This window comes from Gilliamella apicola (assembly GCF_000599985.1).
Taxonomy (GTDB): Bacteria; Pseudomonadota; Gammaproteobacteria; order Enterobacterales; family Orbaceae; genus Gilliamella; species Gilliamella apicola.
In genome coordinates this window covers 201,862-225,194 of record NZ_CP007445.1, presented here as the reverse complement: position 1 = coordinate 225,194, position 23,333 = coordinate 201,862, and the positions used below count along the sequence as shown (strand labels likewise).

The following is a 23,333-nucleotide window of genomic DNA, read 5'->3' as shown; positions in this document are numbered from 1 at the left end:
CTCTATTTCACAACTAAGAGTTTATCAATATAGATTGATAAACTTTTCATAAACCAAGGTAGCTTCATGCTACCTTATTTATTTAATGACGATAAAATGATTATCACTTATTTTATTTAAAATAACTATTTTATTTGTGATTGTTTAAAGAACATTAAAATCTCACCAAGTCGAGAGTTTTGTTCTTGACTTATTTCACGTCCAGCATGGTGCCCAACATTTTCTTGAGCAAGCATAGCAAATGCAATAAACCAATCAAATATAGCAAATTGAGAATAATTTTTAGTCTTATCATCAAGTACTGGTAGTGGATGTGATAATTGACTTGAAAATTGGCTCAATGGTGAAGAAAATATTGGTTTACCTTGATTAACTCTGCTCATTGGTATTTCAATAGATTGCCCTTGAACAAAACCGAGCCATGCAATGAAGTCTGCCAATAAAGTATGTATAGTGCTCACTTGTCTAGACTCTAGATCATCGCGTTTACTACCTGTATTTTCATTTTGCAATATTCGTTCAGTTAAACTTGCTTCAATTTTTAGACGATTTGCTGCAGTGATAAGCTCTTCGACAATAAAAGATAGTGATTTTTGCTCCAAACCAAAAAATTGCAAAATATGTTTATCTAAAACAATATTTCTTAAATATTCTAGCCATGTAGTAAATATTGTTTTAGCCAATTTACATTCAGTTGGTAAAATGGTTACTGGTTTTATATTAGATGAGAAATTATCATCAGAAAATAATTCAAAATCGGTATTTAATGCAAAATCGGTTGATATATCATTGACCATATCATTATGAGCTTCGTTTTTAGATGTATCAGTATCTGCTTCACTAGTATGATAAATCGCACGAATGGTTTGCTCAGGTAGTTCTAATACTTTAAGTAGTTCACCCAATAATAAGGCTTTTACCTGTAGTTCTTTAACAACATTAGCAATAATCTGTTTTTTCTTGCCAAGTTCTTCATCATTATCTGCCTGATACCAAGTATCAAAACGCATATTAATAATATAATCAATTTTTTCATTGAGTTGTTCAACAATGCGTTGTTGTTTGATTTCAGTAATAGCAACTTGTTCTAAATATTGACTAATTCTTCCAATACCACCATCATTTAATTTTAACATGGCATCCCATGTTTGATCTGGAGCGTTCACATACTCTTTGATATCAGGATCTTCAACAAATGTATTTTTTAAAATTTGCATTTTTTCTTGATAAGTATCGTTGTAAGATAATTCAAGTTTTGTCTCTGCATCAGTATTTAAAAATGGTACATCAAAACCTGGCTTTCGTACTAAAAAAACGTTGTTGAATTTATGTTCATTAAACCAATTTGTTAACCAATCATAGTTACCAAAACGTTCTAAAATGGTTTGTTGTAGTAATCCACCTTTACCCCAACTATTTTTAAGATTATCTTCTGATAAAGTTAATGAGTTGCTAATCCGTTTATCGAACATGGTAATAGCCCATAATAGTCCAGCTTTTTTAGTCGCTCTTTTTTCTGCTGACTCTCCTTGGGTCTTATCTATCCAACGTTCAAGAACGGGACCAACATCGTTCACATCAGATTGCTTATCTGATGGTGTACAAACAACAAGAACATTCATTTCTTGATTATCAGTGTATTTTTCGAAAAGATAAGCAACTTTACCCCGTAATAAAAGTTGGGCAATAGGATTACCTTCTTTAACATCTGAAATAGAAGTTAAATTTAATCGTCCACGATATCCTGGGAAATCAAGCAAATCAACTTTTTCAAACGTAGGCACACGCGTTTGATTTACTAATGGAAAAGTTAATTCAGCGGTTAAAAAAGCAAGTTGAGCTAGAGAAATCGAGGTTGGTACACCATTTTGAGGAGTAATAGTTACTGATGAGTCACGGTCAGTATTTAATCGTTCAAGGATATCGACATTCATAATACTATCAATTTGTGACTTAGTACCATTATTATCTTTAACTAATACAGAAATTGGTGCGTATACTGTACTAACATAATTTAAGCTAGCTAATGTTGTCGCTAATTGTATATAGACAGCCGTAATTTCACTAATACCGCCCCATAAAATAGAAAAAAGTGCACTACGTTCAGAAGTTTTAAGATACGGTAGCAAATACATTACTTTTTCCCAATAACCACCTTTTAATCCTTCAAGCGAATTACCAAAATTTTCAGCTAGATAATCATATAGATCAACAATATCATCTTCAGTAATACCACCTGTATACTCATCTTGTTTTTTACTTTCAATATTTTGAATAAGCTGATTTAATGAGGAAAATTCGATTTTATTACTAATTCTTTGTTGATCAAAATCTTTAAAATAAGCATTAATTAAAATTTTAACAATTTCAATTTCTTGAAAGAGTTTTAGTTCTAAAGGATAGTTGGCAATACCTCCTTTAGCTATTCGGCTAAAACGAGTCACAAGACCCGTTGCCTCTTTACCACTACCGACTGGATTAACATGATCGATAAAATCTAAAATTTCATTATCAACAACAGTTTCAAGTTTGCCATTTTGACCTGCTGCTAATGCTGAAATTAGATAAGATTTTCCTGCCTGCGATAAACCAAAAAAACCAACTGCAACAGATTTACCTGATACATCACCTAACTTTTTTGCACTATTACGGAGACGTCGAAGATCGAGAATTAAACTATCAGCTTCATTATTCAGACGTTTAGATGAATTGCGAGTTTCATCCACCCATTCAATGGCCTTTGCTGATGCTTGATAAACCTGTTCCCAGGATTTAGGTAGTTGTTCGTTTAAATTTTTCATCGCTTTATCATTCCACTATCAAGCCAATATTGTGTACTAATTAAACCTGAATTTACCATTGTATTTAAATTTAGCTTTATATCCTTGGTTTTGTTACAAGCACGTCCATCAGAAGCTTTAACATCTTTAATATAGAAATTTTCAACCATTTTTTGTCGGTTTTTTATTCCTAATGTCACTTCTAAAACAACACCTTCAGCACTGAGCCTTCTAGCAACATCGCTATTTTCAATCGTTAAAATATAAATTGGTGATGCAGGCCAACGATCAATTTCTAATTGTTTAAAGCCGAGTCTGGTTGTACCTCGGATCTCAAAAGAGATATCAGGAAAATCATAATCAGGATCATCTAAATCAATATCTCGATAATAAATATTTTCATCTTTTATCATATTTAGATTATCGAGCAGACCAATATATTTAACCGTTGAATATAAATCGATATTTGATGATCTAAAATAAAAATTTGGTAGTCTTAAATTCTTACTTAAAAAACAGAGCATTGCCCCAACAGCAGCTGTAGTTTTTGGATCATCGATTCGTTCTTGTTTATGAAACGGATACCACCCTCCCGTATAATAGCCATGTAATGGTAAAATTCTTCCCGAAGGTATTGATAAGCGAGAACGGAAATAACTTTGAACGCCAGGTAAACGTGATGGGCGCCCCGTTAGCAACAATACATCACATTGATAACAACTGATAATTTCAGATAATGCATCAAATGTCTTACAGATATTATAATAATCACCACGAATAAATAAATGATGAATACGTTTCAAATTAATCTCTATACTTACATCAAGCACTGAAAATGTTGGATTATTTAAAGCTCGTCTAATCGGTTCATTAATAAAATTCAAAACATGATCAGTCATAGAAGTATGCTGTAGTAACTCACTGAAAGTAGCGTTATACACATGTTGATCTGCATGAAGTGGATCATAAAGCTCATATTGCTTTAACACTTGTAATCCAATTGGTGTAAATAGCTGCAAGTTGAGTTGTTGGCGTAATACCGCATCTTGAATAGAAAGTTGCTGTGAACCAATTATTGTTGATAAAATTGGATTTGGATCAGTTAAGCCAGCTTGTTTTAAACCATTGGTTAAGGCGGTCAATACAACATCTTGAATTATATCGAGTAAAATATCATCTCCGGCAACTTTGAATCCATCTCGAAAACGTTGAATAGGAACAATATAAGTATTGCTACCATTTGTTTGCTTGCTGCTACCATAATCAAGTTCGTAATCATTAATAACTAGATCAGTTGTACCACCACCTATATCAACAGTTGCAATCGTTAGTTTTTGCTTATTAACTTTATCAGGACGTACTACTGATGCAATAAATTCTTCACTGCGTCCATTATAATTATTTTGTGTTTCGTTAAACAGATAAACAATTTGACCACAGGTTGCTTCATCCCATTGAATATAAACTTCTGGAATATTTGGCCAAATACTTCTTAATTGCTCAGGATTATTAAAATCAATATTATTATCTGAATTATCCCAACCAAGACTTTTCCAAACAAGCCCTATAGCTTGATAAACACAACTTTTAAAAATTGCCTGTTCAGGTTTAGGCATTGCTGGTGGAATAGTTAAAATGATAGAACGCAAATTACGAGGAGTTTTAGCATGTTCAAGTTTATTTCGTTGAGCAACACTATTTATTTGCATTAAAGCATGCATTAAAACTTCACATAGCATGAATGTCATTAAAGAACTACGCGAGTATTTTGGATGAAAAACCGGCATTTTACGATCATACTCTTCTTCAATATCATTACTTAAAATATGTAGCGCTTCGCCATATTCATTAATTAAACTTGAAAAAGGTTCCGCTGTTGCAAACGGTTCATGATCACTTTTTACATAATGGGAGTTAAAGCGCCAACCTTGTTCGTACTTATCTTTATCCCACAAATAACGTTTTGGGCTTGAAAGGCCTGTTGCGCCTTCATTACCTTCACGTCGGCTTGCAAGTCGGCTGGCTTCTTTACCTACTCGTACAATACTTGGCCAGCGAAAAGTGTCTCGCCTTCCACTTTGTAAAGAATAATGTTCCTTACCAAAGAAAGTTTGCGCAAATTCAACTCGGCTTTCAAAAGGTTCATTATAAATATGTTCTGGTTGGGTAAGATCACGAATTTCAAGCTCATACCGATGATTTAAAGTATCTTTATCTTGAATATGATCTTCTATTAAAATCCCACAAGTTCGACTGTTTCCAACATCAAGAATCATATCGACAGGAATTGATTTGACAACATCATTTTTAGCGTTTGATACTATTTTGATTGTTGGTAGCTGTATTGAATCTGCGAGCAAATTAAGAATGTTCAGATAATGTCCATAATAAGCTTTATTACTTATTTCTAATTCAATATCATCTTTGTGTATTTTTAGTCGTTCAGGCTGAGGAGCTAATTCTTGGAACAAGTCAATTAACCAACTTGTTATCCATTTTAGTTCTAGATACCAAGAAACCTGATCTGAGCGATGTGCTAGACTAAATACTGAACCTGTTTTTACATCATTTTCAGTAGGTGCTAAGTAAACAACGTCTTGCATGTTTGCAAAGATTTTAGTATCAAATGCAAAAGTTATGCGGTGTGTATAGCCATCAGGATCTTCTCCTTCTGGAATGCTAACAATCCTTACACGACTCCAGTTATGAGGTCCTTTATCAAATCGTTCAGGTGGTATTGATCTTAAAACAGGAACAGGCAACCAAATACCATCATACAATTTTAATGATTGATCAACACTAATCTCTTGTGTAGGAGTTACAGCAAAAGAGAGATTATCTGGTACAAAAAATTTGCCATTATTACTATCTTCAATTAATCTAACTAGCGCCCCACTTTCAGAAGGATCAATAAAACTACCATTAATTTTACTGCGCCATTGATTATCTTTCCAATCTATTTTTAGGGCAAAATCAAGAAATTGAATTCCACTATTCATTATAAGTGTAACTTCTTGACCATAGTTGCGTGTTTCTGGAAGCATATACAACCTTATTGTTTTTTCATCGTAATTGGGAACGAAGTTCCATTATCATAAATTCCCTGACAATCAGCTTGATTATTGTTGCCTGATTTACACTGAATCTTAGGTAGTTGATATTTGGTATTGTCACTACAGATAGCTTGGTTATTACCACCAATACTTAAATTAGCATTTTGAATACCACTATCAACTTGACCAACGCATTTAACGCCATCACTACGAGTAATAGTAACTTGGCCATTTCCATCTTTAAGTTCATAACTCAATTGTAATGGTTTACCAGTAGCCTTGTCTTGAATTCCTCCACTAACAGACCATTGCCCATCCAAAAATTTAGTGGAGCCTTGCTTTATTTGATCTGGAGATAAAGTTAAATTATCCAATTTATCTGGATTCACATTAGTATCAGAATTATTATCTTTATTTGATTCTTCAGGTATTTGACCTTTATTGTCTTCATCTTTTGTGCCATCCAAATTATCTTTTTTATCGGATTCAACTAAATTAGGATCACCTACTTTGTCATCATTACTATTTAAAGCGTCTGGAATTTGATTAATATCACCATTATTTTCAACATTATTAGGTATTGCGTTTGGATCAACAGTATTAAGAGTATCTCCTTGAACTTCAGTGTTTATAGGCACGCCATTAGCATCAACTACATCCTTTAAATTATTTTTGGTACCATTGATAACATTAATTTGTCTATCAATCACTTGATCTTTGTTTTTTATTTCTTTTACATCTTGTTTTTCATCTGCTGGCAAAAGTTGATTAATATTATTTTCCTTTGCTATTTCATGATTAATAGAAACGCCCAAATTTTGCCCACAGCCTCGTAACAAAAATATTGCAAATAATAGCAATAATAAAAGCAACAAACCAAGCAACCACGCCCACCAACGTTTCCACCATGGTTTTTTAATTACCTCAGGTTCAGTTACTGTTGATGCTAAAGGAATTGGTTGTTTTATAGATTGCAAACAATTAAATGGTGAATTATTTTGCGGTGTTTGTGGATATACAAATCCCCAAAAAGTAATCACAGGTTTACCATTAACAATATAAACAAATTGATTACTTGGAAAACGTATTGCCATCAAATTAGGTTCAGAACTATCAATATTATTTTTGGGATCATAAATCAGGCGACTAAAAAGTAATTGATCACCTGCTAAATTTGGATTGCTCGCAAGTTGCTTGCCTAAATTGATAACTTTATTTTCGAACTCTTTGAGTAAAATTAATGCTTCTTCTTGCTCTGATTCACTGGCAGAAGTCCAAGGAACAATATCATATTGTCCATCAGATTGAGTTGAATCAAAAGGAATATACCAATCAACAATATTACCTTGATCATTACGTTGTGGAATAGCTAAATAATCAGCATACTGCTTACCTAACTTTACTCTAAACATTTCACGGATTTGTGTAGCAACTAAATAGGCGGCTTTACCATCGTGCCCCAGCATTTTGAAATCTTTTATATCACCACTTCGAAGTAAAGTATTTACCATATATTCCTTCTTATTAATTGTATTTATCTTGTTATTATTTTTATATAATTATATCAATTTTAACAAAAAAATTTATTATTGTAATTGTTAGATTCTCCGATAGTATGACTTTCATATTTGAATATTAGTTAAAGCTTTATATATTTATTACAGAAAATAATACATTAATAAGTATTAGTACAACAAAAATCATAATAAAACCACTTAATAGTATTATTCTCTTTTAATTTTATACTGAAACGTATGCAGAACCTGAAACTTTTTTACAAAAACTCTTTATTGTTATTGTTTTAAAAACTCCTCATCAGTTAAAACTCGTAATGGTTGCATATCACTCTCACCTCTTATAACCAAAGACGGATCTGAACGTAAACATGCTCCGCCATAATGCCCACCTACAGTAAAAGTGCATAATTGTAGATAACGATCATCAACCTTTGGTAAACACCAAAGTTCTTGATAAATGTTTTCTTGCTTAGCAAACTTTCCTACTGTTTTATCAAGAATCTGTTCTTGACTACTAACTAATTGAATATCACTACCGCGTCGTCCTGCTATAGGTTTAATGGCATAACCTTTTTTAATTAAGCTGTCATTAAGTTCAAATGTTGATTCTAATAAATAACGGTGGTTTGGGAATAAAGACCATAAAACAGGCAAAATAGCTTTATTACTTGGAATAACCGTCCACAAAGGCTCAAAAACTGATACTTCTGGTCGTAAAAGCACATCAATTAACCTTACCGCATTTTCAGGATGCCAAGTACGAATTGGTAAGCCGGCAATCTGAGCTTCACTTTCTTCTCGTAGTTGCTCTAGAACGGTTTCCCATGCCCATGTTTTCCAAACACATGTGACTTGTCGATCTTCATCATCAACTAATCGACCTCGTTTATCCCATTTTAGCCCATTAAGTCCACGTAGAATCTTGCTACTAAATCCTGCTTGTGTAAGGGCTGTTTGCATAAACAATGCATGATAATTTTCTTCACTATCGTTATCTTGCATGATATGAACAAAAGCTTGTGCATCGCTATGTGTCCAACAATTAGCCAAAGAATTGAGTAAACCACTACTTGGATTGACCCCCACATTTAATCCTGCTTGAATTGCCCATTTATCAAGAATGTGTCCGGCTTCAGTATGGCAAGAAGCTGAATCAGCGTTATATTCGTAAACTTTAAAACCTCGTTCATCCATGCAAAAATCTAATCTTCCTGTGATCATTTGATAGCGACGCTGTTGCCATGAAAGTCTAAGCCTTGGCCATAATATTTCTGGAATATTAAAATTAATTAATAATCTATCATCTTTTAATACTTTTTCAGTAGCATGTAAATACATTAAATGTAATTCATTGGTTGCACGAATTAACTCTTGTTCCGCGCTTTCTGAAATGGTGAAATAACGATATTGATCGTCATGGCTGATTGCATGCCCTGTAGCTGATACATAGGCATTTTCGAGCGTATCTAATTCATTTAGCCACTTTTTATCAAATTGGCTTTCATTTTCAATATGAGCACTGTGGATTGCTAACAACGGATTAGGTACATTGGGTTGTGGCAAACTATGTTCTGTATTATCTGTTTGAATCATCCAACCAAGAATCGTTGTATCATCAAACGTGTCATGTAACTGATAACCGCCATCTATTCTTGTCATAGCAAGCTCACGGGTCCATTGCTGACCAATTGGCAAACGTGTATGCCTCACATTTTGTTCAGCGATCCGAATTTTATCTTCAAATACTTCAGTAATAATAGCGACATGACCGGTACGATCAAAAAAGCCTCCATCATCCCAAACTAATAATGCACCAGCCTCTGGCACACGTTTACTGCCATTGGCAAATGCTTGTAAAGGTAAAATCGCTTCATTAATGACATGTCTTAAAAATCGTAACGAGAATATTTCATGCGCCATACCCACATCGGTAAATACAATACCGTGATTTAAAAATAAAAATCGCCTAGCAAATTCGACACATTGCCATTTATATCCCATATATTCATGGCCAGAATAACTGCGAAATGAGGCATCATTAGGGTAAAGGTTGGAATCTAATGTTTCATAATCAGATGAATAAATTGCAACGCCACCTGGCGCATAACCTAATAATGTACCGAAAGATTCTTTGCTATTGGACAAAGATGACATGCTGTATTAACCTTATATTTATGAACAAAATGCAAGATAGATTTATCAAGCTATGTTAGAATCTTCCTATCATAGATCAAATTATAAGCTTTAAAAAGCGATGTTTGTATTTCATATTACTTGAAGAAGTATAAACTGCCTATATATATTCGTCATTCTTGGTAATCATACCAATAAAATGAGCTAATGAAATGAGAAGTATAAAATTATGCAACAAACAAAATTAAATGAACTATTGGAGTTCCCTTGTTCATTCACCTATAAAGTAATGGGAGAAGCAAAACCAGAGTTGGTTGACAAAGTCGTATCTGTAATTCAACGTCATGCGCCAGGTGATTATACTCCATCTATCAAACCAAGTAGTAAAGGTAATTATCATTCTGTGTCAATTACTATTAATGCAACACATATTGACCAAATTGAGAACCTTTATAAAGAATTAGGCGAAATTGATATTGTAAGAATGGTTTTATAATTCTTTGCTTTTTTAAAAATTTTTTCGCAAAATAGAGCCTCTATACTGCAATAATGAGGCTCTAATATGAAACCAGAAACAATTGCCATCCATACTGGCTATACACCCGAGTTAACAACCCACGCTGTTGCTGTACCTATTTATCAAACCACTTCTTATTCTTTTGACGACACACAACATGGTGCAGATCTTTTTGATTTGAAAGTGCCTGGGAATATTTATACAAGAATTACAAATCCTACTAATGCAGTACTTGAAGCAAGAGTTGCCGCCCTTGAAGGTGGAGTAGGAGCCTTAGCCGTAGCATCAGGTATGGCAGCCATTACTTATGCAATTCAAGCAATCACTTTTACTGGTGAAAATATCGTTTCAGTTTCTAAGCTTTATGGTGGAACGTATAATTTATTTGCCCATACATTACCTAACTTTGGTATTACAACTAAGTTTGCTCCTCACGATGATCTTGTCGCTATTGAAAAACAGATAGATAACAAAACTAAAGCCATCTATTGTGAAAGTATAGGTAATCCCGCTGGCAATATAGTGGATATTGCGGCATTAGCCGATATTGCTCATCGTCATGGTATCGTTTTGATTGTCGATAATACTGTTGCGAGCCCTGCACTTTGCCGACCATTTGAATTTGGAGCAGATATTGTCATTCATTCCCTCACTAAGTATATTGGTGGACACGGTAATAGTTTAGGTGGAATGATTGTTGATTCAGGTAAATTTCCGTGGAAAGATCATGCGGATAAATATCCAATGTTAAATCAACCTGACCCATCTTACCATGGCGTTTCATATACTGAAACATTTGGTACCGCTGCTTATATAGCGCGCTGTCGTGTTATCCCCTTGCGTAATATGGGCGCAGCATTATCTCCATTTAATACTTTTTTACTGCTACAAGGACTCGAAACATTATCTTTAAGAGTTGAACGCCACTGTCAAAATACCCTAAAAGTAGCCCAATATTTAGAAGCTCATCCCCAAGTTAGTTGGGTAAATTATGCTGGTTTATCAAATCATCCAGAACACCAATTAGCCATAAAACAGATGGATAATGGTTTGCCAGCTGGTATTTTATCGTTTGGTATAAAAGGAGGTAAGCAAGCCGGAGCTAAATTTATTGACGCATTAAAACTGATAATTCGCTTAGTTAATATCGGCGATACTCGTTCATTAGCTTGCCATCCTGCCACCACAACACATAGACAACTTAATAATGAAGAGTTGCAAAAAGCAGGAGTCAGTCAAGAAATGATTCGCTTATCTATTGGTATCGAACATATTGATGATATTATTGCTGATCTAGAGCAAGCCCTTACAGCTGCTTCGAATTGACCTATTATGCAATAGAAAAAAGTCAGATAGCTAAAAACTATCTGACTCTTTTACTAAAATCAATTAGTCTAAGATTTTAGCTAATTCTTTTGTAACATCAGCAACCGGCTGGGTTCCATCAATACGGAAATACTGTGTACGACCTTCTTTAGCTTCATGTTGATAATAACTAATCAAAGGTTTAGTTAAATCATGATATTCAACAAGACGTTTACGAACAATTTCTTCGCTATCATCTTTGCGAATAGTCAACGATTCACCAGTAACATCATCAACATTTTCAACTTTTGGTGGATTATGACGTATATGATAAACACGACCAGAAGCAGCATGGATTCGTCGTCCACTCATACGATCAATAATCACTTCATCAGGCACATCAAACTCAAGTACATAATCAACATTAATACCAGCAGCTTTCATTGCATCAGCTTGTGGCACAGTGCGAGGAAAACCATCTAATAAAAAACCATTAGAGCAATCACTTTGTGCAATACGTTCTTTAACTAGTGCTATTACTAGTTCATCAGTAACAAGTTTTCCTGCATCCATAAGTGATTTTGCTTGTAAACCTAATGGGCTACCTGCTTTTACTGCGGCACGTAGCATATCCCCAGTTGAGATTTGTGGGATACCATACTTTTGCATAATAAATTGTGCTTGGGTTCCCTTTCCTGCCCCAGGCGCACCTAATAATATAATTCGCATTAAATAACCTCTTATAACTTTAATATAAATAGTTTTCTATTCTGGTAAATAATGAAATATCACTTTACTACTTGATATTAAACCATCTGTTTGACAAATATAATTGATCGAGCCACAGCCTTTAATCATTTGCGCACTTTGTTGGCAAATTGGACATATATATTGTTCAATGTAATGTTGTTGGCATTTAGAACAACTAAAATGTTGAGGGGAAACACTACTCATTTTTTCATTACAATTCGGGCAAATGCCTTCTTGTCCATGATTAACTGCTATTTTTTTGGGCATAATTTATTTTCGACCTCGAACATGTTTCATCAATCGGCGACGCTTACGTTGCTGTGATGCTGTTAAGCTATTTTTTCGACCTTCAAATGGATTAGATCCTTCTTTGAATTGTATTCGAATTGGCGAACCCATAATTTTTAATGAACGTCTAAAATAATTCATTAAATAACGCTTATAAGAGTCAGGTAAATCTTCGACTTGATTACCATGAATAACAACAATTGGTGGATTATAGCCACCAGCATGTGCATATTTCAATTTTACTCGACGACCACACACCAAAGGAGGTTGGTGATCATCTTGTGCCATTTGCATTATTTTTGTCAGTAGTGCCGTGTTTACACGACGCGTTGCACAATCATAAGCTTCTTGAATGGAATCAAATAAATTACCAACTCCACTACCATGTAAAGCAGAAATAAAATGTACTCGAGCAAAATCAATAAAATCAAGTCGATCATCAAGAGTCGTCTTGACTTGTTCTTTGATGTCTTGTGATAAGCCATCCCATTTATTAACAGCTATTACAAGTGAGCGACCACTATTTATAATAAAACCAAGTAATGATAAGTCTTGATCTGACACTCCTTCTCTGGCATCAATAACTAAAATCACAACATTAGCATCTTCAATTGCTTGTAATGTTTTAATGACAGAAAATTTTTCAACGGTTTCGGTTACTTTACCTCGTTTACGAACACCTGCGGTATCAATTAAGACGTATTCACGTTCATCACGTGTCATTGGTATATAGATGCTATCTCGCGTTGTTCCTGGCATATCATACACAACAACACGCTCTTCACCCAATATGCGATTAGTTAGTGTTGACTTACCAACATTTGGACGACCAACAATAGCAACCTTGATAGGTTGATTTATTAGTGATTGAGTATCATCAAGGACAAGATCATCATATGATTCAGGCAAATCGTTAGATGATTCATCGTTAACAAAATTATTTTGCTGTTCATCTTTGAATTGAAAAATAGGATCTAAAACAGTCTCAATTAATGAACTTACTCCTCGACCATGACTAGCTGCAATTGAATGAATCTCACCTAATCCTAGCCCATAAAAGTCAGAAATAGCAATATCAGCATCAATACCATCAATTTTATTAGCCACTAAAAATGTAGCTTTCTGGCGGGAACGCAAGTGTTTAGCGATAGCATGATCAGCAGGCATAGCACCTGCTCTAGCATCTACTAAGAAAAGAACAATATCTGCTTCTTCAATTGCTTGTAGGGATTGTTCTGCCATAAAGCTTTCAACCCCATCTTCAGTTCCATCAATACCGCCAGTATCAATGACGATATATTCATGTCCTTTAATTTCGGCTCGTCCATATTTACGATCACGAGTTAATCCGGGAAAATCAGCAACTAATGCGTCTCTAGTTCGAGTTAACCGATTAAATAAAGTCGACTTTCCAACGTTTGGACGACCAACTAGTGCTATAACAGGTACCATGTATATTCTCTAATTACCTTAATTTTTTGTAAACGCATAAATATCACCATTTTTTGCTTGGACAATTATTTTATTGTCTACAATTAATGGTCGAGATATTAAACCACTACTACTTACTTGTGTTTTAGCAACAATTTCGCCGCTATCTTTATTTAGCAAATACAAATAACCTTCAAAGTCACCTACAATAATATAGTTTTGATAAATAACTGGATCGGTTAATTGACGATGCGAAAAGCCTGATTGAGTCCAGTCCAATGCTCCACCTTTTTTAGTGATAGCTTGAACATTATCATCCTGATCAACAACGAATATTTGTTCGGAATCGACCGCAAAACTGTGTGTTGAACCTAATTGCTTACGCCAAACAACTTGACCATTACTTAGATCCAATGCTGCAACGTATCCATTATAACCAACAGAATAAACCAAATTTCCTTCAACAATAGGTGTAGAATCAACATCGTTCAATTTCGCTATTTCAGTTGAACCTGTTGGTTGAGAAATACGTTGTTGCCAAATGAGTTGTCCATCATTGATATAGTAAGCATTTACTCGCCCACTATCATCTCCAATAATCGCAGCTCCATGAACGACAGTTGGTGTTGAATTGCCTCTTAGTGACAAAGAAGGGACATCAAGAGTTATATCCCATAGTGCTTCACCGGTATTACGGTTTAGTCCTTGTAAAATGCCATTAGCTGTATGAATAATTAATTTATCTTCAGAAGACACAGGTCGGGCAAGTACTTCACCATTTACTTTTTTTTCCCAAACAACTTTGCCATTACTACGGTCTAAGGCATAAACAACAGCACGTTCACTTCCAATGTAAACATATTTGTCATCAACACTTACACCACCAGAAAACAATGCTGTTTTGCTACTAAAAAAAGTACTTTGAGATAAATTTACATCCCATATTGTATTACCACTTGATAAATCAATCGCTTTAACCTGTCCACTGCGACTAGCAACATAAACAGTATTATCATAACTGGCAGGCCCTAATAAGGAATAAATTTGCGTATTTCCCGATGTACTATTTCGCCATATTTGCTGAATAGAAAATTGATTTTTCACAGTTGGGGAAGGTGCAATCTGTACAACTTCTTCTTCACCACCAAATAAAGAACATCCCGCAAGTGAGCAAATTAAAACACTGGTAAAAAAATATTTTGTTAACTTCATATTATATGACCCTTATATGCAGGATAAATTAATTTTTACTTTCTTCTGTTACGGCTTTATTATCTTGTGACTCTTTTTCTGCCTTATCTTTTATTGCTTGTTCATCCTGTTTAGCTTTTAAGTATTGTGCTTCATTTAATTTTATTTTTATATTTGTTTTCAAATCATTTGTTGAGGATGAAGCCAACGCAAGGTTATATGCATCAACAGCATCACTATAACGAGCCATCTTCAAAAATATATCACCACGAAGATCATTTACAATCGTCATCCAACTTTTTTCTGATACCTTACTTAATGAAGTTAAACTATCCTGATATTGCTCTTGTTGGTATTGTAAACGAGCTATTCGAATATATGCGATTGCTTTAACTGGTCCTGCATCCGTTTTCTTTAGAGAATCGGTTAGTAGAACTTGTGCTCCTGCATAATCTTTTAATACTTCGACATAAAATTTAGCTGCATTAAAACTAGCAAATACACTATAAATAGTATCATCGTTTTTAGCAAAAGCGACTAATTCATTGACAGAATCAGGTTTACTATTATCTAATTTTGCTATTAATTGTTCATATCGGTCTGATGACTCAATTGACTTGTCTACTTTATAAGATTGCCAGTAACGCCATCCATAAAAAGCTAATAAACCAATTACGATGACTGCAACCATAATTTTCCATGTTTTTGCAAAAAATTCTTTTAACTCCGAAAATTGTTCCTCAGGCGTTAATTGATGACTCACTTTTTTCTCCTATTATCCTTTATAGTATAGCCAAACAAGTTTGAACAATATCTATTTTTGCCACTTCAACTTGTTCACCGTTTTGTAAATTTTTAATAGTTACTGTTTGGTTTGCTATTTCATTTTCTCCAATAATAACCGCTATTTTAGCACCTAATTTATCAGCCTTGGCAAATTGTTTCTTAAAATTGCTAGAACCATAATTGGTGACAATGCGTTTTTCAGGTAATCCATCTCGTAATTGCTCTGCTATACATTGTGCTTCTGAGATTGTTTTTTCATCACCTGACGAAATCATATAAATATCAATTGAATTCTCACTGTTTAATGACGGATTGACAGCTTGAACTAATAAAACTAAACGCTCAACACCCATAGCAAAACCAACAGCTGGTGTAGGTTGCCCTCCTAATTGGCTAACAAGACCATCATAACGACCACCACCACAAACGGTACCTTGTGCTCCTAAACTACTTGTTACCCATTCAAAAACCGTACGATTATAGTAATCTAATCCACGAACTAACCGTTGGTTAATATTATATTTGATTCCAGCATTATCCAATAAGCGACACAAACCATCAAAGTGCTGTCTAGATTCTTCATCTAAATAATCAAATAATTTTGGCGCTTTATCTAACAAATCTTGTATAACAGGATTTTTTGAGTCGAGAACTCTTAATGGATTAGTATACATTCTACGTAAACAGTCTTCATCCAACTTATCTTTGTGTTGTTCAAGGAAGCTCACTAAAGCATTACGATAATTTGCTCGAGCTTCAAGAGAACCAATTGAATTAAGTTCAAGAGAAGTATGCTGTTCAATACCAAGCGCTTTCCAAAAACGAGCCGTTAATAAAATAAGTTCTGCATCAATATTTGGTCCTTCAAGTCCAAAGACTTCAACACCAAACTGGTGAAATTGACGATAACGCCCTTTTTGTGGTTTTTCGTAACGAAAAGCAGGGCCTAAATACCAAAGTCGTTGTTCTTGGTTATAAAAAAGTCCATGTTCAATACCGGCACGAACACAACCTGCAGTAATTTCAGGGCGTAGAGTAATGCTCTCATTATTACGATCATTGAATGTATACATCTCTTTTTCAACGATATCTGTAACTTCACCTACCGCTCTTTTAAAAAGTGCAGTATCTTCAACAATAGGTGTTCTAATTTCGTTATAACCATAGCTATTTAATACGCCTTTAACGATTTTTTCAATCTGTTGCCAACTTGCACTCTCAGTTGGAAGTAAATCGTTCATCCCACGTATTGATTGAATTTTTTTATCTGTCATTTTTTATTCACTTTCTTTTAAAATTATAATTCAGTTGTTGAAATTTTATTTTTCAATAATAATGCTTTAGCACGGATTTTAGCTTCTAATTCGTCAATCATTTGCTCATTATCAATACGACCTATTCGCACACCATCTTCATAAAAGCCACTTTTATTATGGCCTCCGGCAACCCCCATAGTTGAAGCTAATGCCTCACCAGGGCCATTAACCACACAACCAATAATTGAGACATCCATAGGTGTAATAATATCTTCTAATCTTTGTTCTAATATGTTTACCGTATTTATCACATCAAATTCTTGACGAGAGCATGTAGGACATGCAATAAAATTAATGCCTCTAGCCCGTATGCGCAGTGATTTTAAAATATCAAATCCAACTTTAACTTCTTCTGTAGGATCGGCGGCTAATGATACACGTAATGTGTCACCAATGCCTTCTGATAACAATAATCCCAGCCCAATAGCCGATTTAATAGCACCACTACGAACTCCACCAGCCTCAGTAATACCTAAATGTAGTGGCTGCTTAATTTGTTTAGCTAATAATCGGTAAGCATCAACTGCCGTAAAAACATCAGAGGCTTTTACACTAACTTTAAACTGATCAAAATCAAGCCGATCAAGTATATCAACATGACGCATAGCTGACTCTACAATTGCTTGCGGAGTTGGCTCCCCATATTTTTCTTGAATATCTTTTTCCAGTGAACCTGAATTAACCCCAATGCGAATTGGAATATTTTTATCTTTAGCACAATCAACAACTGCGCGTATCCTCGATTCGTTACCAATATTACCAGGATTAATCCTTAAACAGTCTACACCATATTCAGCAACTTTCAGAGCGATACGATAATCAAAATGAATGTCAGCAATAAGTGGAACTTTTGCTTGCTGTTTAATCAATTTAAAAGCTTCTGCTGCATCCATTGTGGGAATAGAGACACGAACAATATCGACCCCAACACGTTCAAGAGCTTGAATTTGAGCTACGGTTTTTTCAACATCTGTTGTACGAGTATTTGTCATCGATTGAACAGCAATTGGAGCACCTCCACCAATAGGAACATTGCCGACATAAATTTGGGTAGATTCTCGTCTAATAATAGGTGAATCTTGATGACTCATAACATGCCTAATTATATTACAAAATAACTAGCCAGCAATCTTAACAAGATTTAAAGCAAAAGTCTGTATGAGAATAAGAAAATTTGCTAACTATTAACATGTTTAGATAGTGATGGAGAAATATAATGACTAACTTCCACAAGATTACTTTTATTCTCTTTATTAACATAATATAGGGTAACACCCAATGCACATAAAAAAACTAAAACAATCATAAGAAATATTTTTTTGCCATGTCTTTTTTTATAGTTTTGAGAATAATTTTTCATTTTATAGGATTGGTAATGGTGGGATAATTCATCAAGGTAAGGTTGATATTCCTCAACGGATAAACCGACAAGTTCAGCATAAGAACGAATATATCCTTTAACAAAAACAAAAGAAGTCCGAATCAATTGTTCTTTTTCAATGTCATCAATTATCGTTTTACGGACATGAATCTTATTGGCAATATCATCTTGAGTTAATCCCATTTGCTCTCTTAAATAGGCAAGCTTTCCTCCCAATGAAACGTTATCCATTATCCCCTCATGCATATAATAATCCAGAAAGATATCCCATTTTTACATATTTTGATAATTAATCAATTTTTTTCGCACTAAACCATTGGGTTGGTTTTGCTATTTCATCTTGTGCAGCAACCAATTGTAATTCATATTCATTTTGTTTTAAAGTTTCGAGCATAACAGCATACACTGCAGCAGTAGTATGTTCTAAGGCTTCTACTAATGATTTTCCAAGTAAAATATTAGCTAAAAATAACCCACTGGTCATATCCCCAACACCAACTGGTTGTCTTAGACCAAAATCAACTAATGGTCTACTAATGTGCCATGCTTCATTTTGAGTCACAAGTAACATTTCAAAACGATCATTATGATATCCTGCTCGGCTTAAATGTTTAACCAAAATAGCTTTTGGTCCCTTTTTACATATGGTTCGGCAAGCTAATACAGCCTCATCAACATTATTAATGTGTTGTTTATCGTTAAGTTCTTCAAGCTCAAGTATATTTGGTGCCATTATATCTGCCATAGGTAGCGCAGTATTACATAAAAATGCAGATACACCTGGCGCAACAAAGCAACCTTTTTCAGGATGTCCCATTACAGGATCACAAAGATAAATAGCATTTGGATTAACTGTTTTTACTTTTTCAACAATCTCAATAATGGCATCACCTTGTTCTGGTGATCCCATATAACCACTTAGTACTGCATCGCAACGTTTTAATTCATCAATGGCATTAATTCCATCAACAATCTCAATCAGATGAGATGCAGGCATTACCGTTCCAGTCCATTGATGATATTGAGTATGATTAGAAAATTGTACTGTATTTAGAGGCCAAACATTTACCCCTATTCGACGCATAGGAAACACGGCAGCGCTATTTCCCGCATGACCAAATACCACATGTGACTGAATCGATAAAATACTTTTCATGGAATTATCTCCAAATTAACAAGCAATAATATTTTTTACCACGGCGAAGCAAGGTATAACGATTAAAAAGTTTATCATTATCTGAAAAACGATAATCAGTTGTCGTATTACGTTCACCATTAATTGAAATAGCATTCGATTCAATCATGGTTCTAGCTTGTCCTCGTGATGGTGCAAATTGAGCATTGACAATTGCTTGTTGTAAATCAACCTCACTTTCAACATCAAGCGTTGGCATTCCATCTTGCGCAAGCTGTTCTAGATCGGCTTGCGATAAATCGCTTAATTGTCCTGAAAATAAACTTTCAGTAATTCGTTTAGCTGCATTTAGCCCTTCTTCACCATGTACGAGGCGAGTAACCTCCTCGGCAAGAACATATTGAGCACGAGGTGCAACACCACTATTTTTATCTTCTTGCTCTAATGCATCAATTTCATTTAATGACATAAAGGTAAAGAATTTCAAGAACCGATAAACATCAGCATCAGCAGTATTAATCCAGAATTGATAAAATTTATATGGACTTGTCTTTTTAGGATCAAGCCATACTGCACCACTTTCCGTTTTACCAAATTTAGTTCCATCTGATTTTGTGATCAAAGGTACGGTCAAACCATAAACTTGTTTTTGATGTAAACGACGCGTTAAATCTATACCACCGGTAATATTACCCCACTGGTCAGATCCACCAATTTGTAAAACAACATTATGAGATTTATTTAAGCACGCAAAATCATAGGACTGTAATAAACTATAAGAAAATTCTGTAAACGAGATCCCTACTTCATCGCGATCAATACGTTGCTTGACAGATTCTTTGTTAATCATAGCATTAACCGAGAAGTATTTACCAATATCACGTAAAAAGGTGAGTACGTTCATACTACCAAACCAATCGTAATTGTTGGCAACAACAGCCGATTTTTCACCACAATCAAAATCTAAAAATGGTGAAACTTGCTGTTTTATTTTCTCACTCCATTCAACAACTGTTTCTTGAGTATTAAGCTTGCGTTCAACAGCTTTAAAACTAGGATCACCAATTAATCCTGTTGCGCCACCAACTAAAGCAACAGGTTTATGACCTGCTAATTGAAAGCGTTTTAAACAAAGTAACGGCACCAAATGCCCTAAATGTAGGCTATCGGCTGTTGGATCAAAACCACAATAAAGCGCAATAGAATTTTGTTCAATTAGTTCTATTAGTGCTTTTTCATCAGTAAGCTGAGCAATAAGTCCTCGCTCTTGCAGTTGTTTGATCACATTTTTTGTCATAATATTCTACCTATTAAATTTTTTTACGATTTATATCTTATTTTAAATAATAATCTATTGTGTCTTGTTATGATAACGTTTATACGCTTGTTTGAAATGATCTTCCACTATTTCATTAGGTTTTTTATCAAAAAGGCTAAAAATAATAATGCCAATAGAAGCAAATAAAAATCCAGGAATAAGCGAATAAAGATTAAACCAATTAAAATTAATCCAAAGTAATACAGTTACTGCACCAATTATCATACCGGCTAATGCACCATTACGTGTCATACGCGCCCAAAAAACAGAAAATACAATAATAGGTCCAAATGCCGCACCAAAACCAGCCCATGCGTGGCTTACCAAATCAAGTACACTGTTATTTGGATTAAGCGCTAATAATATTGCTACAATTGATACAATTAGTACCATTATACGCCCTACCCAAACAAGCTCTTTTTGTTTTGCTTTTGGTCTAAAAAATGCTCGATAAAAGTCTTCTGTTAATGCACTTGAACAAACCAACAATTGGCAGCTTAGGGTACTCATAACCGCAGCTAAAATAGCTGCCAACAAAACACCTGCAATCCATGGATTGAATAGTAATTTAGACAATTCAATAAAAATACGCTCATGTTTTCCATTATTGATCAGATAGGCTAAATCAGGATTATGAGCAAAAAAAGCAATACCAAAAAAGCCAACAGTAATTGCGCCTCCTAAACATAAAATCATCCATGTCATACTAATTCGACGAGCGTTTTTCATCACATCATGTGAGTCTGCAGCCATAAATCTTGCTAAAATATGAGGTTGACCAAAATATCCAAGCCCCCATCCCAATAGTGAAATAATGGCAACAAAATCCATATGAGCAAATAAATTAACATAATCAGGATTGAGTGATTCAATATAATTCATTGCATCAGTAAATCCACCAGCGTTCACCATAACCATGATTGGTGTTAAAATAAGTGCAAACATCATCAAACTAGCTTGAATAGTGTCAGTCCAACTTACTGCTAAAAAGCCACCAATAAATGTGTAAGCTATTGTTGCTCCAGCCCCGGCTAACATTGCCCATCCATAACTCATACCAAATGTACTTTCAAATAACTTAGCTCCTGCAACTACACCCGAAGCACAATAGATAGTAAAGAAAATAAGAATAATGATAGCTGAAATAATACGGAGTAATGAGCTTTTATCATCAAATCGGCGAGCAAAGTAATCGGGTAATGTTAATGAGTTATGGTTAATTTCAGTAAAAACACGCAGTCTTCCAGCAATCAGTAACCAATTTAGATATGCACCAATGATTAAACCAATTGCAATCCAGCTTTGTGAGATACCAAATAAAAAAACAGCGCCAGGAAGCCCCATTAACAACCAACCACTCATGTCGGAAGCTCCAGCAGAAAGTGCTGTCACAACGCTACCGATACGACGTCCACCTAATATATAATCACCAAAGTTTTGTGTTGCGCGAAACGCAAAAAAACCAATTGCAATCATTCCTAAAATGTACACAGCAAAGGTGACAATCATTGGTAACGACATTTTTATAATATACCCTGTAAAATGAAATTAAAAATAGTTGGCTAGCTTACCATAAAAAACCTATGCTAAAAAGCAGGCGATTTATGGATATCTATGAACAAAAAATATTCTTAATTTAATGATAACATTAAGAATATTTAATTTATATTATAATAACGATATATCTTTCATCGGTATAAACTATTTAAAAACTAAATTTAACCTACAGATAAACCCTAAATTAAAGTATATAATGAAGGACAAATTACCTTTTTCATATAATCATTTTGTGAAACAATTAACTCGAATTCAAATTTTAGAAAGACTAAAAGAACACATTAAAGATCCTACAACAGAGCTTGTATACAAGACGCCTTTTGAATTACTTATTGCGGTTGTACTTTCTGCTCAAGCTACGGATATTAGCGTCAATAAAGCAACAAAACCATTGTTTGCTGTAGCTAATACTGCTGAACAAATTTTAGCACTTGGCATTGATAAATTAAAAAACTACATCCGCACAATCGGCCTTTATAATAGCAAAGCTGAAAATATCATAAAAACATGTAAAATATTAGTGGATAAGTATCAAGGACAAGTACCAGAAAAGTTTGATTCACTTATTGCATTGCCTGGTGTTGGTCGAAAAACAGCAAATGTAGTATTAAATACTGCTTTTGGTTGGCCAACGATTGCGGTTGATACCCATATCTTTCGAGTCAGTAATAGAACGGGTTTTGCTCCAGGTAAAACAGTCGAAGCTGTTGAAGAAAAATTACTAAAAGTTGTTCCCGAAAAATATAAAATTAATTGCCACCACTGGTTAATTCTACACGGTCGTTATACTTGTATTGCTAGAAAACCTAGATGTGGTTCATGCGTAATTGAAGATCTATGCGAATTTAAAAATAAAATTTACCCTGAGTGAAAAA

At 34.4% G+C, this 23,333-nt stretch carries 18 protein-coding genes; 3 read left to right on the top strand and 15 right to left on the bottom strand.

Features of this window, described 5'->3' with window-relative positions; genetic code table 11:
• Nucleotides 1–125: 125 nt before the first annotated feature.
• The 4 genes from GAPWK_RS01100 to gss all read right to left on the bottom strand — a co-directional run bounded on the left by GAPWK_RS01100 (nucleotide 126) and on the right by gss (nucleotide 9,504).
• Nucleotides 126–2,801: a putative virulence factor gene (locus tag GAPWK_RS01100; RefSeq protein ID WP_025314458.1), complete on the bottom strand. Its 2,676-nt coding sequence runs from the start codon at nucleotides 2,799–2,801 to the stop codon at nucleotides 126–128.
• Entirely contained in the window at nucleotides 2,798–5,824 is a 3,027-nt protein-coding gene (locus GAPWK_RS01095; protein ID WP_025314457.1) for a virulence factor SrfB, read from the bottom strand. Before GAPWK_RS01095 ends, GAPWK_RS01100 begins: the two co-directional genes overlap by 4 nt.
• An 8-nt stretch (nucleotides 5,825–5,832) precedes the next feature.
• A complete protein-coding gene (locus GAPWK_RS01090; protein ID WP_025314456.1) occupies nucleotides 5,833–7,344 on the bottom strand; it encodes an SrfA family protein in 1,512 nt (503 codons plus the stop codon).
• A 282-nt stretch (nucleotides 7,345–7,626) separates the two neighbouring features.
• Nucleotides 7,627–9,504, bottom strand: coding sequence for a bifunctional glutathionylspermidine amidase/synthase (gene gss / locus GAPWK_RS01085; protein ID WP_025314455.1), 1,878 nt, complete (start codon nucleotides 9,502–9,504; stop codon nucleotides 7,627–7,629).
• A 208-nt stretch (nucleotides 9,505–9,712) separates the two neighbouring features.
• Between gss and ybeD the strand changes: the two genes are divergently transcribed.
• Nucleotides 9,713–9,979, top strand: a complete 267-nt coding sequence (gene ybeD, locus GAPWK_RS01080; protein WP_025314454.1) for a DUF493 family protein YbeD — start codon at nucleotides 9,713–9,715, stop codon at nucleotides 9,977–9,979.
• A 66-nt stretch (nucleotides 9,980–10,045) separates the two neighbouring features.
• Entirely contained in the window at nucleotides 10,046–11,326 is a 1,281-nt protein-coding gene (locus tag GAPWK_RS01075; RefSeq protein WP_025314453.1) for a bifunctional O-acetylhomoserine aminocarboxypropyltransferase/cysteine synthase, read from the top strand.
• 63 nt (nucleotides 11,327–11,389) lie between these two features.
• On the opposite strand, the gene adk is transcribed toward GAPWK_RS01075, so the two are convergent.
• From adk to putP, 11 genes are all read right to left on the bottom strand, one after another.
• On the bottom strand, nucleotides 11,390–12,034 hold the full coding sequence (adk, locus tag GAPWK_RS01070; protein WP_025314452.1) for an adenylate kinase: 645 nt from the start codon (nucleotides 12,032–12,034) through the stop codon (nucleotides 11,390–11,392).
• 36 nt (nucleotides 12,035–12,070) lie between these two features.
• Nucleotides 12,071–12,322 (bottom strand): YfgJ family double zinc ribbon protein, encoded by a 252-nt coding sequence (locus GAPWK_RS01065; RefSeq protein WP_025314451.1) that lies wholly within the window; start codon nucleotides 12,320–12,322, stop codon nucleotides 12,071–12,073.
• A 3-nt stretch (nucleotides 12,323–12,325) separates the two neighbouring features.
• Nucleotides 12,326–13,795, bottom strand: a complete 1,470-nt coding sequence (gene der / locus GAPWK_RS01060) for a ribosome biogenesis GTPase Der (RefSeq protein ID WP_025314450.1) — start codon at nucleotides 13,793–13,795, stop codon at nucleotides 12,326–12,328.
• An 18-nt stretch (nucleotides 13,796–13,813) separates the two neighbouring features.
• Nucleotides 13,814–14,986, bottom strand: a complete 1,173-nt coding sequence (bamB, locus tag GAPWK_RS01055; RefSeq protein WP_025314449.1) for an outer membrane protein assembly factor BamB — start codon at nucleotides 14,984–14,986, stop codon at nucleotides 13,814–13,816.
• A 28-nt stretch (nucleotides 14,987–15,014) separates the two neighbouring features.
• Nucleotides 15,015–15,728, bottom strand: coding sequence for a YfgM family protein (locus GAPWK_RS01050; RefSeq protein ID WP_025314448.1), 714 nt, complete (start codon nucleotides 15,726–15,728; stop codon nucleotides 15,015–15,017).
• 19 nt (nucleotides 15,729–15,747) lie between these two features.
• On the bottom strand, nucleotides 15,748–17,025 hold the full coding sequence (hisS, locus tag GAPWK_RS01045) for a histidine--tRNA ligase (protein WP_025314447.1): 1,278 nt from the start codon (nucleotides 17,023–17,025) through the stop codon (nucleotides 15,748–15,750).
• A 23-nt stretch (nucleotides 17,026–17,048) separates the two neighbouring features.
• Nucleotides 17,049–18,158 (bottom strand): flavodoxin-dependent (E)-4-hydroxy-3-methylbut-2-enyl-diphosphate synthase, encoded by a 1,110-nt coding sequence (gene ispG / locus GAPWK_RS01040; RefSeq protein ID WP_025314446.1) that lies wholly within the window; start codon nucleotides 18,156–18,158, stop codon nucleotides 17,049–17,051.
• A gap of 86 nt (nucleotides 18,159–18,244) precedes the next feature.
• Nucleotides 18,245–18,694 carry a helix-turn-helix domain-containing protein gene (locus GAPWK_RS14060; protein WP_080692398.1) on the bottom strand — a complete coding sequence of 150 codons (450 nt, stop codon included), beginning with the start codon at nucleotides 18,692–18,694 and terminating at the stop codon, nucleotides 18,245–18,247.
• Nucleotides 18,695–18,737: 43 nt separating this feature from the next.
• Entirely contained in the window at nucleotides 18,738–19,604 is an 867-nt protein-coding gene (gene pdxY / locus GAPWK_RS01030) for a pyridoxal kinase PdxY (RefSeq protein ID WP_025314444.1), read from the bottom strand.
• A gap of 4 nt (nucleotides 19,605–19,608) precedes the next feature.
• The gene (gene tyrS, locus GAPWK_RS01025; protein WP_038516994.1) at nucleotides 19,609–20,880 is read right to left on the bottom strand and encodes a tyrosine--tRNA ligase; all 1,272 of its coding nucleotides are present in this window, start codon (nucleotides 20,878–20,880) and stop codon (nucleotides 19,609–19,611) included.
• A 54-nt stretch (nucleotides 20,881–20,934) separates the two neighbouring features.
• On the bottom strand, nucleotides 20,935–22,428 hold the full coding sequence (gene putP, locus GAPWK_RS01020; RefSeq protein WP_025314442.1) for a sodium/proline symporter PutP: 1,494 nt from the start codon (nucleotides 22,426–22,428) through the stop codon (nucleotides 20,935–20,937).
• Between the two features lie 226 nt (nucleotides 22,429–22,654).
• On the opposite strand from putP, the gene nth reads away from it, so the two are divergent.
• Nucleotides 22,655–23,329, top strand: coding sequence for an endonuclease III (gene nth / locus GAPWK_RS01015; RefSeq protein WP_238551134.1), 675 nt, complete (start codon nucleotides 22,655–22,657; stop codon nucleotides 23,327–23,329).
• Nucleotides 23,330–23,333 lie beyond the last annotated feature (4 nt).

Bases quoted from the DNA above. Each gene is read 5' to 3' on its own strand.
- GAPWK_RS01100 (WP_025314458.1), bottom strand. From the start codon at position 2,801: ATGAAAAATTTAAACGAACAACTACCTAAATCCTGGGAACAGGTTTAT.
- GAPWK_RS01095 (WP_025314457.1), bottom strand. From the start codon at position 5,824: ATGCTTCCAGAAACACGCAACTATGGTCAAGAAGTTACACTTATAATG.
- GAPWK_RS01090 (WP_025314456.1), bottom strand. From the start codon at position 7,344: ATGGTAAATACTTTACTTCGAAGTGGTGATATAAAAGATTTCAAAATG.
- gss (WP_025314455.1), bottom strand. From the start codon at position 9,504: ATGTCATCTTTGTCCAATAGCAAAGAATCTTTCGGTACATTATTAGGT.
- ybeD (WP_025314454.1), top strand. From the start codon at position 9,713: ATGCAACAAACAAAATTAAATGAACTATTGGAGTTCCCTTGTTCATTC.
- GAPWK_RS01075 (WP_025314453.1), top strand. From the start codon at position 10,046: ATGAAACCAGAAACAATTGCCATCCATACTGGCTATACACCCGAGTTA.
- adk (WP_025314452.1), bottom strand. From the start codon at position 12,034: ATGCGAATTATATTATTAGGTGCGCCTGGGGCAGGAAAGGGAACCCAA.
- GAPWK_RS01065 (WP_025314451.1), bottom strand. From the start codon at position 12,322: ATGCCCAAAAAAATAGCAGTTAATCATGGACAAGAAGGCATTTGCCCG.
- der (WP_025314450.1), bottom strand. From the start codon at position 13,795: ATGGTACCTGTTATAGCACTAGTTGGTCGTCCAAACGTTGGAAAGTCG.
- bamB (WP_025314449.1), bottom strand. From the start codon at position 14,986: ATGAAGTTAACAAAATATTTTTTTACCAGTGTTTTAATTTGCTCACTT.
- hisS (WP_025314447.1), bottom strand. From the start codon at position 17,025: ATGACAGATAAAAAAATTCAATCAATACGTGGGATGAACGATTTACTT.
- ispG (WP_025314446.1), bottom strand. From the start codon at position 18,158: ATGAGTCATCAAGATTCACCTATTATTAGACGAGAATCTACCCAAATT.
- GAPWK_RS14060 (WP_080692398.1), bottom strand. From the start codon at position 18,694: ATGCATGAGGGGATAATGGATAACGTTTCATTGGGAGGAAAGCTTGCC.
- pdxY (WP_025314444.1), bottom strand. From the start codon at position 19,604: ATGAAAAGTATTTTATCGATTCAGTCACATGTGGTATTTGGTCATGCG.
- tyrS (WP_038516994.1), bottom strand. From the start codon at position 20,880: ATGACAAAAAATGTGATCAAACAACTGCAAGAGCGAGGACTTATTGCT.
- nth (WP_238551134.1), top strand. From the start codon at position 22,655: ATGAAGGACAAATTACCTTTTTCATATAATCATTTTGTGAAACAATTA.